General features: G+C 47.5%; 16 protein-coding genes and 3 pseudogenes. 9 read left to right on the top strand and 10 right to left on the bottom strand.

Features of this window, described 5'->3' with window-relative positions:
* Nucleotides 1-8 precede the first annotated feature (8 nt).
* Complete coding sequence (locus KME12_24810; GenBank protein ID MBW4490996.1) at nt 9-2,210, bottom strand: anthranilate synthase; 2,202 nt, start codon at nt 2,208-2,210, stop codon at nt 9-11.
* 766 nt (nt 2,211-2,976) lie between these two features.
* On the opposite strand from KME12_24810, the gene KME12_24805 reads away from it, so the two are divergent.
* Nucleotides 2,977-3,147, top strand: a complete 171-nt coding sequence (locus KME12_24805; GenBank protein MBW4490995.1) for a DDE-type integrase/transposase/recombinase — start codon at nt 2,977-2,979, stop codon at nt 3,145-3,147.
* Nucleotides 3,148-3,234: 87 nt separating this feature from the next.
* Here KME12_24805 and KME12_24800 read toward each other — a convergent pair.
* The 6 genes and pseudogenes from KME12_24800 to KME12_24775 all read right to left on the bottom strand — a co-directional run bounded on the left by KME12_24800 (nt 3,235) and on the right by KME12_24775 (nt 8,088).
* Nucleotides 3,235-3,369, bottom strand: a pseudogene (locus tag KME12_24800) (IS6 family transposase).
* Between the two features lie 35 nt (nt 3,370-3,404).
* The gene (locus tag KME12_24795; protein ID MBW4490994.1) at nt 3,405-3,974 is read right to left on the bottom strand and encodes a hypothetical protein; all 570 of its coding nucleotides are present in this window, start codon (nt 3,972-3,974) and stop codon (nt 3,405-3,407) included.
* 319 nt (nt 3,975-4,293) lie between these two features.
* Nucleotides 4,294-4,857, bottom strand: a complete 564-nt coding sequence (locus KME12_24790; protein MBW4490993.1) for a hypothetical protein — start codon at nt 4,855-4,857, stop codon at nt 4,294-4,296.
* A gap of 539 nt (nt 4,858-5,396) precedes the next feature.
* Complete coding sequence (locus KME12_24785; GenBank protein MBW4490992.1) at nt 5,397-7,058, bottom strand: ISL3 family transposase; 1,662 nt, start codon at nt 7,056-7,058, stop codon at nt 5,397-5,399.
* Nucleotides 7,059-7,148: 90 nt separating this feature from the next.
* A pseudogene (locus KME12_24780) lies at nt 7,149-7,572 on the bottom strand (IS1 family transposase).
* A gap of 429 nt (nt 7,573-8,001) precedes the next feature.
* Nucleotides 8,002-8,088 (bottom strand): hypothetical protein, encoded by an 87-nt coding sequence (locus tag KME12_24775; protein MBW4490991.1) that lies wholly within the window; start codon nt 8,086-8,088, stop codon nt 8,002-8,004.
* A 283-nt stretch (nt 8,089-8,371) separates the two neighbouring features.
* Here KME12_24775 and KME12_24770 point away from each other — a divergent pair, with 283 nt between their 5' ends.
* Complete coding sequence (locus KME12_24770) at nt 8,372-9,028, top strand: TetR family transcriptional regulator (GenBank protein ID MBW4490990.1); 657 nt, start codon at nt 8,372-8,374, stop codon at nt 9,026-9,028.
* A gap of 41 nt (nt 9,029-9,069) precedes the next feature.
* Here KME12_24770 and KME12_24765 read toward each other — a convergent pair whose 3' ends face one another.
* The 3 genes from KME12_24765 to KME12_24755 form a co-directional block, all read right to left on the bottom strand.
* Complete coding sequence (locus KME12_24765; protein ID MBW4490989.1) at nt 9,070-9,612, bottom strand: transposase; 543 nt, start codon at nt 9,610-9,612, stop codon at nt 9,070-9,072.
* Between the two features lie 16 nt (nt 9,613-9,628).
* Nucleotides 9,629-9,922 carry a transposase gene (locus KME12_24760; GenBank protein MBW4490988.1) on the bottom strand — a complete coding sequence of 98 codons (294 nt, stop codon included), beginning with the start codon at nt 9,920-9,922 and terminating at the stop codon, nt 9,629-9,631.
* A 120-nt stretch (nt 9,923-10,042) separates the two neighbouring features.
* Nucleotides 10,043-10,728 (bottom strand): IS1 family transposase gene (locus KME12_24755; GenBank protein ID MBW4490987.1). Its coding sequence is split into 2 segments (ribosomal slippage): nt 10,043-10,404 and nt 10,404-10,728, totalling 687 coding nucleotides; the frame shifts between segments, so codons are not numbered across the junction.
* A 307-nt stretch (nt 10,729-11,035) separates the two neighbouring features.
* Between KME12_24755 and KME12_24750 the strand changes: the two genes are divergently transcribed.
* The 7 genes and pseudogenes from KME12_24750 to KME12_24720 all read left to right on the top strand — a co-directional run bounded on the left by KME12_24750 (nt 11,036) and on the right by KME12_24720 (nt 16,150).
* Entirely contained in the window at nt 11,036-11,461 is a 426-nt protein-coding gene (locus tag KME12_24750; GenBank protein MBW4490986.1) for an NAD-dependent epimerase/dehydratase family protein, read from the top strand.
* 28 nt (nt 11,462-11,489) lie between these two features.
* A complete protein-coding gene (locus tag KME12_24745) occupies nt 11,490-12,797 on the top strand; it encodes an IS701 family transposase (GenBank protein MBW4490985.1) in 1,308 nt (435 codons plus the stop codon).
* Nucleotides 12,798-12,875: 78 nt separating this feature from the next.
* Nucleotides 12,876-13,343 (top strand): winged helix-turn-helix domain-containing protein, encoded by a 468-nt coding sequence (locus KME12_24740; protein ID MBW4490984.1) that lies wholly within the window; start codon nt 12,876-12,878, stop codon nt 13,341-13,343.
* Nucleotides 13,324-13,581, top strand: coding sequence for a transposase (locus KME12_24735; GenBank protein MBW4490983.1), 258 nt, complete (start codon nt 13,324-13,326; stop codon nt 13,579-13,581). The genes KME12_24740 and KME12_24735 overlap by 20 nt, the downstream gene beginning before the upstream one ends.
* A 115-nt stretch (nt 13,582-13,696) precedes the next feature.
* Nucleotides 13,697-14,982, top strand: a pseudogene (locus KME12_24730) (ISKra4 family transposase).
* Between the two features lie 40 nt (nt 14,983-15,022).
* Complete coding sequence (locus KME12_24725) at nt 15,023-15,388, top strand: transposase (GenBank protein MBW4490982.1); 366 nt, start codon at nt 15,023-15,025, stop codon at nt 15,386-15,388.
* A gap of 138 nt (nt 15,389-15,526) precedes the next feature.
* Nucleotides 15,527-16,150, top strand: coding sequence for a hypothetical protein (locus KME12_24720; GenBank protein MBW4490981.1), 624 nt, complete (start codon nt 15,527-15,529; stop codon nt 16,148-16,150).
* Nucleotides 16,151-16,491: the final 341 nt, after the last annotated feature.

The following is a 16,491-nucleotide window of genomic DNA, read 5'->3' as shown; positions in this document are numbered from 1 at the left end:
CAAATTGATTACTTAGATACAAAAACCAAGGAGGGTTCTGTTTTTGCGTAGGTACGAACCACGTTCTTAATAATCGCCAGACCCACTTCTCCCGCCAAACTCATGATCGATTCTGGATGGAACTGAGCGGCAGCGATTGGCAGGGTGTGATGTTCGATCGCCATAATGACACCATCCTCTGAGATGGCTGTAACTTTGAATGTTGGGGGCAGGCTCTCAGGTAGAGCAAACAACGAGTGGTATCTGCCAACCTCAAATGATGGCGGTAAGTCCTTGAACATGGCAGATTCTGGAGCAATCACCGAAACATGAGATGCTTTGCCATGCTGGGGATAGTGCAGAACTCCTAGTTCTCCACCGAAAGCTTCGACAATTGCCTGTAATCCTAAACAAACGCCAAAGATAGGAATTTGCCGACTGGTGCAAGCTGCGATTGTCTCTGCTACATGGAAGTCACTCGGTCTACCAGGCCCAGGGGATAAGACAACCAGATCGGGGCATTCCGTATCGAAGACTGATTCGGGAAAGCCATGACGTAATGTTGTAACAGTGGCACCCGTTTGGCGGATATAGTTGGCGAGTGTATGGACAAATGAGTCTTCATAATCAATGAGTAAGACGTGCTTGCTTTGGTCAATACTCGCTTGGGGATGCTTGAGACTTGAGCTATTTGAGCCATCGATACTTTTCTGCTTTGCTTGGTAAAGTGTCTGAAACAAGGCAGCGGCTTTGGTGAGAGTCTCCTGAGCTTCGGCTTCTGGAACTGAGTCATACAGAACGGTCGCTCCCACTCGCACTTCTGCGATCGCGTCCTTGAGCTGAATGGTTCGCAGGATTAACCCGGTGTTCAAATCGCCTTTGAAGGTTAGGTATCCGACCGCTCCCCCATACCAACGCCGAGGGCTACGTTCGTGCTGCTCGATAAACTGCATGGCTGCCCGTTTTGGTGCGCCGGTCACAGTCACCGCCCAGAGATGGGTGAGAAAGGCATCTAAGGCATCAAATTCGGGCCGCAGTATGCCTTCGACGTGATCTACTGTATGAATTAAATGACTGTACAACTCAATTTGACGACGACCAATGACTCGGACTGACCCCGGTTTACAGATCCGCGATTTGTCATTGCGATCGACATCAGTACACATGGTCAACTCAGCTTCATCTTTGCGTGAGTTGAGAAGCTGAAGGATTTGAGCGGCATCATCGATCGCATCTTTTCCCCGCTTGATAGTGCCGCTGATCGGGCAAGTTTCAACCCGCTTGCCTTCTACGCGCACAAACATTTCTGGAGATGCACCGATCAGATACTCATTACCCAAATTAAAAATAAATCCGTAGGGGCTGGGATTAATCTGTTGTAGCGTCCGGAACAATTCTGCTGGGGAGTTTTCGCAGGCTTTAAAGAAGCTTTGACTGGGAACTACCTCAAATAAGTCGCCCCGACGGAAGTAATCAAGCGCTTTGTGAACTTGACCTGCATACTCATCAGGACCGTGGTCAGAGGCTTGAGCAGGAGTAAGACACTTACCTTTATAATCAATCACTTCACCACTCTTGGGCAGTCCCTTAGTGCTACCGTAATTGGTTTCAAACTCATACTGCAAACGGAAGGCGCATTGTCGGTGGTAGTCAGCCACTATCAGTTCGTCAGGTAGATACAGCGACAGATCTCGTTGTTCCACAGAACGCTCAAGCAACTTTGGCATTGACTCAAACTGAAAAACCAGGTCATAGCCAAATGCACCATAGAGGCCCAAGTGGTCATCTTCAGAGCTACTGAAGGCATGTAGAATCTCACGAACGATCGCAAAAACAGAAGGTTGCTTGCTCCGCTCTTCCTCAGAAAAGCAACATTCTGTGGTTCGAACAGAGCCAGTGATGCGATCGCTTTCCCAATGGACTGCTTGAAGCTGCGATTGTTGGCATAGGAGCTCTGCCAGATAGGTCAGCAGCACCATGCCTCGCTGATTATGGGCTTTCAGTGTGAAAGAGTTGTCACGGGTGATGAGTTCCAGAGGTGGATTCACAAAACCTATCGCCCATCTCTTGTATCGCCCTGGATATTCATAGCTGCTTGTCAGCAATCCTCCACGCTGAGAGTCAATTCGTAATAAGATCTCCTCGATCGCATTTTCCAACGAAGTTTCAGTGACAGAGCGAGTTATACAAACTCCACCCTTGGTTGTGTAGCAATAGGGATCAGAAATCATTAGGAATTCCTCTCAAACTGCTTTAGGGAAGTCATTTAAGCAAATCAATTGATCAAATTAGGATACGCAATTCAGCTCTAGAGGAACTGGTTACAACGGCATCTTGCTATGGGTACTTATTCAATCAAGGAACCTAAATATTATTGAATGTGTCGCATCTCAAGCATTGTCATACCATCTACTCACCTTTTATTACTTTTCATCTACTGAATTCATATCTAAAAGCTATTAGCCAGTATTCTTCATGCATCACTTCTTTTAATTTCAATAGCAAAATGTAGACTGATTTGACCTTAGCATTATTAATGAAACACGATGTGTTTCATGTGTTTTGAGCAAAAATCAAAGGGAGCAGGTAAGCAAAAATTTGACCTTCGAATACATTTAGTCAAAAAAAGTCAAGCATCAATCATTCTTCAAGTAGAGATTTTATAGTTGATGGATAGTACATTGAGCCCAGACATCTATTGTAGATGGCTTGATATATTTAATACAAAACCGCACCATCATTAGAATTTTTTGGCTCTCCTGTTTTGGAGGGGGTATTACTTGGGGAGAGATTTCAAGACCTGTAAGAAACGACTTGGATGATAGGACGATTGACTAATCAGTTGATCTCAGTCGCTTTGAGGCTGGTTTTGTTTTCTTTTTTGACCAGCTTTTCACTTCTGCAAATGTACAGTTGATCGGAATCTTTAACCCTCACCTGATTGGGTGATTTGCCTAAATTCTCCTTTGAATTAGTTCAAAACTACTTTACAAAAAAGTGGCTGACATCATTGAGCAGGATAATCGGAGAATTAAGAGGGTAGTGAAACCGATGATGGCATTCAAATCGTCCAACAGCGGGAGGAGAACCCTGAGTGGAATTGAGGCGATGAATATGATTAGAAACGGACAAGTGAACGGAGTCGAAGGAACAGTGTATCTCAAGTGAAACTTATTGAATCGATCTTTGGAATTGCTGCATAGCGCAATGTGAATGGGGTAGATCACTCGTCGCTAGAAATTCTTGCGACAGAACCACCTCAACTCCCGGCTCAGCCATCATCTCCTCCAGGTTGCGATAGGAAAGGGCATAGCGGCAGTACCAGCGCACATTCAGTAAGATGATCTCGGGCAGAAAATGACGCCACTTAAACAGATGAGAGGTTGTCATCAGAATCGAGAAAACCTATAGAGCTCCTCACTTTATCAGAGTCCACTCTGTTTTTGCGGCACAACCCCATTTTTCGAGGCTACATCTCGTCTACCCCAAGGCTTGATAATCGAGATGGCAATGATAGCAAGCAGACTCAACGTTTGGATAATTCCACCAATGCTGGCTCCTTTGATGTCAAACATGAATAGCGGGTTAGTCAGTACTTTTATCCGCTCTGTGTCAGCAATTGCCGTCATCGCATCCGTCCAGGGTTTCAGCCAAAATGTGCCGAAGAGAATCAGAGCAGTGGTACCGATCCACTTCACAATGACCCAGTAGAATTTGAAAAATCCCCAGATAGTTAGCCAGCAAAGCAGTGTTCCTGTCAGGACAGAAGAGATCGCTGCTGGAACAACAATAAAATCATCTAGCAGTTTCACAGCCGAATTGAAAGCATAAAGTTTGTTACCATCGTTTGTCTTCAGGCTGCTAAGGGCGATGAGGACCATACATAAGGCGGTACCAAGCCAAATTGCTCCAGAAGCCAAATGAGCTGAAACTAACCAGGATTTGGACAAGCTAGTGAGCTTCTTTCTCGACAGCTGCTCTTCTCCGTTCTTCATACGAGATCCTTTTATTTTTGTGCAGGTTTATAGGCAGACATTGAATGTGGATGTGTGCAAAACAAATAACGTGTTACCAAAACTAATTCAAACAATTCAGGGGAATTGTACCTTGGTGTAAAAACTGAGGATTGTGCAAACACCTCTCTAGCAATGTTTACAATCTCCACGATCATCCCCCTTGGTTTTAGCTCTAAAGTAGACCTAAGAGGATTTCCTCCTCTGATCTCCTCGCCCACTTTTTACTGGCGATCGCCCTTATCTTGGCAACTAAATAGATAAAGTCAGATAAAGTCGAGCTTAGATTAGAACAGTAAATTTATTGCCTCCTCTTAGAGCCATATTGCCGTCTGCCCCAAGGCTTGATAATCGAGATCACAATGATTGCTAAAAGGCACGAAGCCTGAATGGCACCACCAATGATGACTCCTTTGAGGTTGAACATGAACAAAGGGTTAGCGAACGATTTAATCCGTTCTGTATCAGATATAGCAGTCATGGCATTTGTCCAAGGACCAATCCAGAATGTGCCGAAGATGATTAGTGAAGTTGTGGCTATCCACTTGACGCTAACCCAGTGATACTTGAAAAATCCCCAGGTGGTTAGCTTGCAAAGTAATGTGCCAGTTATTACGGAAGCAATTGCAGCTGGAATGAGGACAAACTCATCCACCAGTTTCACCATCGAGTTTATCGCGTAGAGTGCATCACCGTTCTGAGTTTTCAGGTTGTTCGATGTTATAAAAACCATGCATAAACTTGTAGCAAACCAAAGTGTTCCAGCAACAAGGTGAGCAGACACTAGTAAGCCTCTTGGCAAGCCAGTGAGTTTCTTTCCGTATAATTCGTTTCTGCTGTTACCTGGAACCGATGTTTTGGGCATCCCTGCCTCCATCATTTTTCACAAGATTTCATCTACCTAGGAAGGTAGGAGGCCAGCCAACTGGCTTCATCGGTGTTGGCGCAATATCAGGCCTCCATATTCAAAATTTGCAACCTGTCTTAGAGTTAAGATCTTAGAGTTAAGAGTATATGTTGCTTCCTTTAACGAAATGTTGATTTTTTGGTTCTGACAGTAAATAGAGAATCTGAATAGTGAAAGGAAGATAGAAAGGCTGTCAGAAAATTAACTGCTAAGTTAATTTAGCGATTAGTATCGCTGATGTCAACCCTGATAGCCCACTTTTCTACAACCCAACTGAGATCTCAAGAAATGGCTGTAATCCGCTTTAGCATTGGTTTGACAAAGCAAAATCCATTTGGTCTTGGCATAAGGTTCGCTCAAAGTTCTTCGTCAAACTTTAACAACGCTCCATCCACGCATTCAATCGTTCAATCACTATTAGACGACACTGATATAGGGCTCTTCCGAGCTTTTGGTGAAGCCGAGAAAACGATTTCTGCACTACGTTGAGCTTGCCGTTATGCAGCCATAATGAAGCGCTTAGCGAGTAGCTCTAAGCCAGCCCTGCCGTACATCTGCCGCTTCAGCATTTTCAATTTGTTGTTCAAGCCTTCGACAGGGCCGTTGCTAAACTCTGTCATGAGGCTCGCTTTGACCGCAGCATAGTCATCAAATAACCCTTTGGCAAACGTTTGCAAAGGTTTGAGAGCGCAGCTTGCTGCTTTTAGCAGCCAGTCATCGAATGCGTCTGCCTGCCGTTGTCTTAAGAGTTGCAAGAACTCATCGGCCAACTCAACCAACAGCGTCAAGTTCGGATGCTGCTGCATCACCCGCTCTAGTAGAGCAGTCTCTTCTGGCTGACGATTCTCTGGATTGAGCACGACTAAGTAGGCGGCTCGACCTGGGGTGAAGGGTGGCGACTGCGGGTCAACGACTTTAGGCAACACCTGAGCAACCTTAATCCTCACCGGTGGTAGATCCTGTGCTTTGCGCAGTCCCCTAAGGTAACGTTGTAGGGTCCGAAGAGAGCCTTCAAAGCCGCAAGGTTTGAGCAATTTCATCAGGATGCTAGGCTCTCTAATACCTGAGTTCCACCATTGCAAAAGCTGTGGCTTGTATGGATCGAGTAGACCGCACCCGAACGTGGGACGGCGAACGGGTATCTCTGGAAAGTCTGGCAAGCGACTGTAGCGTTCGATGGTCTTGAGGCTAACGCCTAAATGCTGAGCAATTATGGTTTGAGACCATCCCTGTGCTCGTAAGGATTTGATCGTCTTCTGGTGGGCTATTTTTCGTTGTTGGTTCTGTCGGATTTGTTGCTGTGACTTCTCCGTGGCAGTTGGCTGGGGAACAGCCAAAACGGTTGCTTCAAGAGTATCTGCGACAGTCGCCTGATGCTGCAATTGTTCAGCCGCTTTGAGCTCATTGCGGTAGCTCCCAAAAGCTTGCTCTAAGGTTTCACTCAAGTTCTTGACTAAGTGAAAGCGATCTGCAACTTGTATGGCCTCAGGTGCGCCTACGGTCATCGCACTTTTGTAGGTTTTGGAGCGGTCGCGTGAGAGCACTTCTATACCAGGGTGGGCCTGTAGCCATGCGACCAAGCTTTCTGCCTTACGGTCTGCCAGTAAGGCAATCGGTTGATGCGTTTCCAGGTCAACCAAGATAGTGCCGTAATTGTGGCCTTTGCGGAAAGCAAAGTCATCGACGCCCAATACCTTGGGGGTTGTAAAGTTCGGCAGCGAAAGTCGCTGAAGCTGGTTCAGCAGGGTACTGCCGCAGACAGCGTAACCCAGGCAATCACCTAATCGAGCCCCTGCGGCACCCCCCAGCGCTAAGCCAATTGACTGTAAGCGCTGTATCAATCGCACAGTCTTTCTCGCCCATGGGGCAGCCACTCCATGCAGGCGCTCTGTGAAGATGCGACGACGACACTCAGCGTTTGGGCAGAAAAACTTACACACTTGAAGAATTAGTCTCAGCCTGAAATGGACGCAGGGTAGGTCAGCTAGCGTTCGCTGATAGTGACTATGGATATGGTGCGTCAGCCCACCGCAGAGCGGACAGGGGACTACCGTTTGTGTAGAGGAAAGATTCAGCAAGAGGCAATCGCCTGACTCAATGGCATAGCTTTCCAAACGTAGCAGACTCGTACTGGGCAACAGAGCTTGAAGGAATTCCATGGGCAGATCACTGAAAGGGGTGATCTACAGTTTCCTCACTATCTCTCGGCTTCACCAAAAGCTTGGAAGAGCCATATCCCCTTGACATTTAATAGCATGCCACAGCCAGCGTTGTTGTTTCTTATTGCCCACAAAACTCCACATTTCATCCATCTCTGCTTCATCAACCTGCTTAACCAAGACCTCGATTGGCTTTGACTGAGATGGTTGTTCCAGCAACACTGGATTACCCTGCTTCAGGTGCCGAGACTTTTTTTAACTCCTCAATCACCGTGGTTGGACTAATCTTCAGAACCCGAGCCGTATCCCGAATACCGCTGCCATTGACCGCCATGTCCGCGATTTGTTGTTTGACCTCTGGCAGATAAGCTCGGTAGGAATAATGCCGAATGAAGGTGCTACAGGAGCACTGGGAATTACGGCACTTGTAGCGTTGTTTGCCCTCCTGGGATTTGCCATGTTTGACCACATCAGAGCTGTTACAAGTGGGGCACAAAACAGGTTCTTGAACCATAGAGCGTTTGCTGGTATTGGCAAAGCTAGTCTATCTCAAGTCCACAGGTCTAGAACACTACCAACACCTGGTTAAACACCTGAAGAAACCAGCTCAGTCTCTCGGCTTTGAAGTTGTGCCCCACTCTCCTATGATCGAAAGTGTTTCTTGAGAGATGGCTAAAAAAGGGAAACCCAGATATGTCCATGGCAAGATGGCATTTAAGCCATTCGTCGCCTTACGAAAACAAAATCTTTTCGATGCCGCGATAGCATTACAGGTGGCGCTGTTGAAAAATAATAGTTTTTCCACGCAGAAGCCTGCATTGAGATAGCTATACCATTACCGCATTAGCAACGCCTTACAGGTACTTTTCACGACTTGAGAATCAATAATGAATTGAGTCCACGTGGGCCCTTTTACCTGTTCTCGCGCCTGTTCATGCAACGTTCACATGAGAATTTCGATGGCTTCTGTATCTTGCCACTGTTTGTAGTGCCAGTAGACGGTCGAGTTCTGTGGCAAGTCTTTCGGCAAGTTCTCCCAATTACAGCCGTTCTTGAGTTATAGGAGATACCACTAAAGATGTCCCGCTTTCTTCACTCTAGGAATCGTGTCCGTTTCTAAGGAGATAAGACTTCATGATTAGTCTCTGGAGGCGAAATATACGAGATACAGAGGTTATGAAAGACTAAACCATGATAGCTGCTCCCAATTCTTCTATCCTTGATCAAAGCGCACTACCGTGATCCCTTAAGTCTACTAAGCATGTTAGTTGGTGTACAGTAAAGTTTCTAAGTATTGTTTGGGTAATTGAACATTGGCTCAATCCTCTAAAGTCGGTCGCCCATCCAGAGGAGATCGCAATCCAGACACAGTTAAAACAGAAATTCTGAATGCGGCTATGGAGGAGTTCGCCAGACACGGGCTAGAAGCTGCTAGTACAAGGATGATCGCCGTGCAGGCTGGCGTAACGAAGGCGATGATTCACTACTACTTCAAAACCAAAGAAGGGTTGTATCGGGCAGTTCTGGAGAATGTATTTAATGGGCTGTTAACTCTAGTAGAACAAGGTGATTTCCTGGAAATGCCTCCCGCTGATGCACTAGAACAGTTTGTCCGCCAAGTGCTTCTGGTGGAATCGGCTCATCCGCATCTCCACAGAATGCTCTTCCAGGAAACAATTCAGAATCAGAGCAAATACTACAAAGAAATGGATGTGGGGAGGTTGGTTTACGGAACGCTGAGCCGCATCCTGGACCGCGGGATCTCTACTGGCATTTTTCGCCCTCTGAATCCTCAACACACAGCTGTTAACATCATGGGGGTTTGTACTTTCTACTTCGGGGCACAGGACAGCTTGCAACACCTTTTTCAAGATCAGCCCTTACTCAGTCCAGCAATGCTTGAACAGCACACCCAGGAAGCGATTGCTCTCATCATGGCAGGTGTTCTACAGCATTCAACTGCTAACTAAAGACAACTCTTAGAGACTATTTATAGAACCCATTTGAGATCTCAGGAAGGGGCCGCAAGCCGCTTGAGCATCAGCCTCACAAAACAGAGATTGAGTTTGGTCGTAGCATGAGATAAGGTTCGCTCAAAGTTTTTTACCAGGCTTTTACAACGTTCCATCCAAGCATTGGACCGTTCAATTACCCATCGAGCCACTGCTGGAACAAATCCTGCTTTCCCTTGTGCAGCCTTCTCCTGCTTGGAGGGCTTGGTGCAAAGCTCAAACCTGACCTTCGTCATTATCTGAGGATAAGCCTTCTCCAACTCTTCGATTAAATGTTCTACATGATAACCGTGGTCTAACAAGATCGTAATCTTTGGAATGTTCACAGGCTTTGACTTGAAGTAAGCGATATTTAAGCTCAGCATCTCAATCAATCCTGCGTCATCTGAGACATTAGCTGGGGTACAGTGCGTAAAGAAGGGAAATCCTAGCGTATCAACAGCAAGATGCCGCTTAATCCCATTGGTCGCTTTGTAGAAACAGAATCCTTTTGACTCGACACTGGCATTACAGGTGTTCTTGACCGCTTGCGAGTCAATGATGATGAGGCGAGTCCATTTAGGCTTTTTTTACCCGTTCTCGCACCTGGGCATGTAGCGTCTCCATGAGAGTTTCGATGGCTCCTGCATCTCGCCACTGTTTGTAATGCCAATAGACAGTCGAGTACGGTGGCAGGTCTCTGGGTAAGTCTTCCCAATTGCAGCCATTCTTGAGTTGATAGAGGAGGCCATCGATGAGTTCTCGTTTACTCCAATCAGACGGTCGGGTTCGTTTCTTCTGAGGTAATATCCGAGGCAACAGGGGTTCAAGAATGCCCCATTCTTCATCGGTGAGACTGCTGGAATATGGCATGGCTGTTGGGTTAAAGAGTTGCCAGTACCTTAATTCATGCCCCTAAAGATGTCAAATGAGTTCTATAGAGTCAATCTGAAGCCATACAGGCAATGCGGCGTTGCACAGAAGAAGTATGATTTAGACAGGAACCAGTACTTTCCAATGTTTTAGATAATAGGTCAATAAGCAGATAGAAGCTTCCAGCATTTCTTGCGACTTGGAGTAACAGAAGCTCTGACGATGCAGGCGAGCTAGGTAATGCCGTAAGCGAGAGTTCTCTCCCTCGACTCGAGTCATGGCAGTTTTGTTCACAAGATGATCACACTCATCAATCAAGCAGGGATAGACGGGATAGCCATCGGTGATGTACAAAAAGCAGCACCATCCTCGAATTGCCCACCACAAGCGCTGAAAGGTCTCGAGACTGCGGTCGCCTACAACCCACTTGAGGATGCCCGCTTGATGGCTATTGACTGCGCTCCAGAGCCAAACTTTGTTTTTTTAGAGCCAATAAAGGTTTGCAGCTCATCGAGTTGAGCGGTTTCTGGAATCTCGTAATTCTCGTTGTTAGGGAGGAGAGATTGAGCCTGTTTGACCCAATTGATAACGGTGTTGTGACACACGCCTGTAGCTCGCTCAATGGCACGAAAGCCCATGCCGTTGAGATAGAGGACGAGACAATGTTCCTTGACGGCGGGTGGATAGCCTTTGGGCTGGTAAGCATCCAGGAATTGACGAGAACACTGACGGCACAAGTAGTTCTGCTGCTGTTGACGGCGACCGTTCTTGACGACGTGGGTGGATTGACAGTCTGGACATTGCATCAGGAGACCCCAAACGCTGCATCATACTACTATTGTGCAACGCCGATTTCTGGGTGGGTTTGTCTGCTCAAGCCTGGTTAGGAGGGATGGATTTAGCCACCCATTGGGTAGGATCTTGGATGCAGCTTAGTGGCAATAAGCAACCCTATCTTCAGCAAGGCCTACACGCTGCTTTCCGCCTCCAGTCGTTGTTCTAGCCGTCTTGTTACCCCCTGAGGAGTATACTCCATAGCCTATGCTGGCCTGAAACGGATTGCACCCCTAACAATAAACTGACGGGTAACAATTTAAGCAGCACAGGAAAATTATGAAAGTTTTTGTAACCGGTGTTTCCGGGTTTGTCGGTCGCTGCATGATTCGGATGCTTTGCGATCGCGGTGATGAGGTTTTTGCTTTGGCACGGTCAGAGCAAGCAGCAAGGCAAGTGATTCAATCCGGGGCTAAAGCAGTCCGAGGTGATCTGCTCGATGAACAAGCAATGATCCGAGGAATGCAAGATTGCAGTATTGTGTTCCACATTGCAGGTTTCTTAAGCATTTGGGGGAAATACAAAGCATTTTACGAAACCAATGTCCTGGGAACTGAATGTACATTGGCTGCTGCACAAGTGACAAACGTCCCCTGCTTTGTTCAGATTGGAGCTGCGGCTTCTGTGTTCGATCGTCAGTCGCTTTCTCAAATTGATGAATCTTATCCCTCTTTTATCACTCTTCTCAAGGAATATCTAGAATAGATGCAGCCCTGGTTCTGCTCCATCGTCGATGCCTACTTCCAGAGAGATCCGGCCAACAATTCAATTTGTGGATGAATACTGCCACCACTTTCAAGCCATATTCCCGGAGGTGCGTAGCTACGAAGCGTTCAAATTCCTGCACTTGGGTCTGATCAGTGAGGTCAAACGCAAATCGCTTCCAGCGATCGCTAGAGCCGTGGGATTAGACAATCATCAAAACTTACATCATTTCTTGAGTGAATCTCCTTGGGCAGTGTCGCAATTGCGTCAACAGCGCTTGGAGTTGATCCTCAAGCTCCTCAAGGGACGAACCTTGATTCTGCTGATTGATGAAACGGGCGATCGCAAGCAGGGCAAGCAGACCGATTATGTTAAACGACAATATATCGGCAATCTGGGCAAGCGAGAAAACGGCATTGTGGCAGTGACTGCCTACGGCTTAGTGGAGGGGATGATTCTGCCGTTGACCTTTGAGGTGTACAAACCCAAGGAACGGCTGAAAGCAGGCGATGAGTATCAAAGCAAACCGCAAATAGCCGCCACGATGATTCGGCAACTGCAAGCAATGGGATTCCGCTTTGAACTAGTTCTGGCTGATAGCTTGTATGGGGAGAGCAAGGTCAATTTCGTCAATGTCCTAGAAGAGTTGGAATTGCCCTATGTCCTAGCGATTCGTAGTAACCATGCCCTTTGGTTACCGCCAGAACAGGAGGTCTATCAAGAGGCTTGGCAACCCTTCAGTCGTACCTTTAGCAATGGCATGACTGAGGTGCGCTATATGGCAGAGGTGATTTACGGCAAGCGACATCGCAAACAGTATTGGCTGCTGACGACAGACCCGGATAGCTTACCTAAGAATTCGACCACGTTCGTTCTGGTGTCTGACCCCGCCATCAAGCTGGAGGAGATTGGTAACGCTTATGGCTTTAGAACTTGGATTGAGTATGGGCTCAAGCAAGCCAAGGATGTCTTGGGTTGGGCAGACTTTCGCATGACCCATTCCGAGCAGATTGAGAAGTGGTGGGAACTAGTGATGAGTGCGTTTCTCATGGTCAGTTTATTCTCGGATGCGTTCAATGAGACTTGTCCTCTGGCCCATCAGCAATTTGCTCAACATCCGTGGTGGAACCACCCAAGGGGATGGAAGCATTTGCTCAACAACCTGCGTTTAGTCATCCAACCGTTGATTTACGGCAATGGGCTGAAGCGATGGCTCACGGTATTTCCGAATGCAGCATTAGAAGTGGGACTGGCTCAGTTGACAGAGCAGATGAATCGGTTCTTTTGCCCATGCGTGCATCAGTTGAACTTACAGCTCATATTTTCATCTGCTTAGAGTGATAAAAGAGGGTTATAGCAATCCCAAGCCAGTTATGAGAATATAAAAGGAACTAGAAAATCCCTGCAATGACTTATGCTAGACGACCTGACTGACTTCATCCGCTCCAACCCCGATGCGCGTGAACTCAAGCGAGCGATCGCCGTCCAGATGTTTCTTCAAGGGTATAAGCATCGGGAGATTGGTGAGAGTTTAAGCGTCAGTTCAGGCTTCATTAGCAAATGGACTCAGGGCTACGAACAGGCGGGGGTCGCTGGGTTGAAACTAAAATACTCGGGCTCAGTCGGGTATCTAAAACCAGAGCAACGACAGGCCGCGATCGCCTGGTTAAAGCGCAAGAACTACTGGAATCTGGCCGAACTCCAAGTGTACCTGGAGCAAGAGTATGAGGTGGTGTTTGACTCCAAGCAAAGTTACTACACCCTGTTTGAGCAAGCAGGGATTAGCTGGAAGAAAACGCAAAAGCGCAATCCGCAAACAGACCCAGAGTTGGTAGAGAAAAAAACAGGAAATTACTGCCTGGTTGAAGGCACGTCGGCGTGAGATCCTCTGTGGCGCGCTGGTGGTCTTCTTTGCGGATGAGTGCCATCTGTTGTGGGGCGACTTGTGTGGGTATGTGTGGGGCAAAACGGACGAACGCATTGAGGTGCCCATGCTCAACGAACGACTCAAGCAGACATACTATGGGGCCGTGGATATTCACACTCGACGCTGCTTGATTCAAAGGGGTGCAATTAAAAGTGGCAGCAGAAATTGCAGGGCTGGGATCGCTATGATTTAGTAAATTTCTCACGAGCCAGGTGCATCATCCAATGAACCAAGAATCAACTGACAGCTCAGCGTGTGCTGGAACCGAGTCTGAGAGCTGGGAAGAGCGGTTAAACCGTCATCCTGACCTGAAAGCCAGGATAGAGACTTTGTTGTCAGTTGTGGAGAATGCCGAGGGAAATCTGGTCAAAGCCAATGAAGCCGAACCACGAGTGATTGAAGAAATTCAGCCACTGGGACAGGCAGCCTTGCAAGGATGGGCAACTCGGCAAAATCAGACACAACAGGATGAGTTTGTTTACACCAATCCCTACGCTCAACGCACTCGAAAAAAAGACTCTATTGGTACACCCGCTTCGGACGCATCGAAGTGAGAGAGCAACTGTTTAGCCAAGGCAAGGGCAAAGGGATTACCCGACCCTTTAGTGAAGCCGCAGCAGTCAGTTGTCGTGGGTATTCACTGCCGTTACAACGAGTGATTACTGATTTTGGAGCAGATGTGCCGTTTGGACAAATTCCCCCAAAGTTGCAAGAACATCATGGCATTAGCGTGCCCGTGAGTTCTGCCCAAGCGGTTACCCAACGGCACGCTGAGCAGGTTTTACACTTGCAACGTCGTCAACTCAAAACCGAGATACCGGAACACGATGGGGTAGATTGTCTGATTGTGGAGATGGACGCGAGCATGATTCCGATTGTCACAACCCAAACAACGACCCTTGAGAAGCAGGAGGTAGACCGTCGCACCACTCGCCAAATCGGTTGGCAGGAAGCTCGCTTAGCCTTCGCTCGGACTCCAGAGCAAGCTCATCCGGTATTTGGGGTGACCTTGGGAACAACTGATGAGGCAGGTGAGCAACTGGTTGCCAGTGCAATTCGAGCCGGGGTAGGACAACAAACCTTTGTGCATGGCATCGGTGATGGTGCTCCCTGGATTGCCGACCAAATTTCCCAACGATTCGCTCAACCCGGTCGCTATTTACTCGATTTCTATCATCTGTGTGATTATCTAGGCGAGGCCAGCACCGTTTGTGCTCCAGAGAGCCCCAAGACGTGGCTAGCGCAGCAAAAGCGGCGACTCAAACACAACCATGTAGCAGCAGTACTCAAAGCATTGCGTCCTTTTGTGGAAGCAGACACGGTGCCTGACAAAACAGCACCCGTCCGTTGTGCCTCCCGCTATATCTCTAATCGCTTAGAGCAACTCGACTACAAAGGAGCGATTGCCGCAGACTTACCGATTGGTTCTGGTGAAATTGAAAGTGCTCATCGCTATGTGATTCAGCAACGACTTAAACGCTCGGGCAGTTGGTGGAGTGTTAAACAGGCTGAGGCAATGTTAGCCTTACGAGTGCTGCGGACAAACCAGGATTGGCACTCTTACTGGGCGAGTCTTGCTCAAAATCCAGCTTGACCTAACCTGCTACTTTTAATTACACCCGATTCAAAGGGCAGTGGCAGGTAATTCTGAGGGCACGATTGCGTTTCTCCAGTATCTGCTGAGTCAATATCCTCACAGTCGGATTGCTTTGGTTTGGGATGGAGCCAGCTATCATCGCTCCCAAGAGGTGAGAGAGTATCTTGAAGCGCTCAACCAAGGACTCGATGAGTCCGACTGGAAAATTACTTGTCTCCGGTTTGCCCCCAATGACCCTAAGCAGAACCCGATTGAAGATATTTGGTTGCAGGCCAAGCGATTTATTCGAGAGTACTACCACTTATGTCAATCGTTTAACGCCGTTAAGTGCCTCTTTGAGCTCGTGACCCATCAGCAAGCTTTTGATTTTCCAAAACTTTCCACGTATGGCTGCTTCTCATAACCCACTTAGGATTGCTATATCCCTCTTCTGTCACTCTCAGAAAACAATAAATAGCAGTGCTGTTGAAGCATTGTTTCCGCCAATTCATCCAAACAGCACTCAACGAATTTTAGGACTTTTAGCTATTCTCTAGCAGGAGTGACAGAAGAGGGATATGCGCTCAAGCAGCCTAAATTTTCCCCCTACATTGCCACGAAAAGCATGGCAGAACAACGAGTCATTGCTGCAAATCGACCTGGATTCAGAACTTCTGTAGTTCGTCCCTCGTGGATTTGGGGCGCTGGAGATCCTGTATTACCCCAGCTAGCAGCGGCAGTAAAGACTGGGCAATTCATCTGGATTGATCAAGGCAAATATTCGTACATGACGACTCATGTCATGAACGTTTGTCATGGAGCAATTCTATCGGCAGAGCGCAGTCCTGGAGGCCAAGCCTACTTTCTGAGTGATGGAGATGTTATACAGTTTCGCGAGTGGGTGACGACATTGCTACAAATTGCTGGATTGAAGCCAGGTCAGCTGAGCATTCCTCGATGGATTGCTTGGAATGTCGCTGGATTAATGGAAACGGTTTGGCGAATAACCGGGCGTCAAAATACTCCACCGATTACTCGCACAATGGCGCGGTTGATTGGGCAGGAATTGACATTTACCGATCGTAAAGCACAGCAGGAACTTGGCTATACTCCAATTGTGACTCGTGATTCTGGGTTGATGGAGATTGCACATCTCTACCGTGGCGGTGCCCTTACCTTAAGCTAGGAGCTGTCATCACTCGGCTCCAATAACTTTCGAGCATTTGGATGCTGGTTCTCCTCCAAGGAACTTTCAGCTCACAAGTTCACATCCATGCCGGGCGTGCACACCCATAAATGCAGCGGATTGACGGATATCCTAGTGCTGGGTTCGAGGAAATCTGCAACCGCTGACTTTTACCGTTAGCTGGCTTCGTTCTAGGTGATGGCAGTGGTTTGAATTTAGGGGGTTGCAAATAAATAACACCCCTGTCAAGCAGGAAGAATGGTGATATCCCATTTGGGTAAAGTTTCAGACCGTTGCCAGAAGGGGAGATAGGATTCTAATTCCTCAGCCAGCAATTTGAT

The organism is Trichocoleus desertorum ATA4-8-CV12, assembly GCA_019358975.1.
Lineage (GTDB): Bacteria > Cyanobacteriota > Cyanobacteriia > FACHB-46 > FACHB-46 > Trichocoleus > Trichocoleus desertorum_A.
The sequence above is the reverse complement of the archived record's forward strand: the minus strand, read 5'-3'. Positions and strand labels throughout refer to the sequence as shown.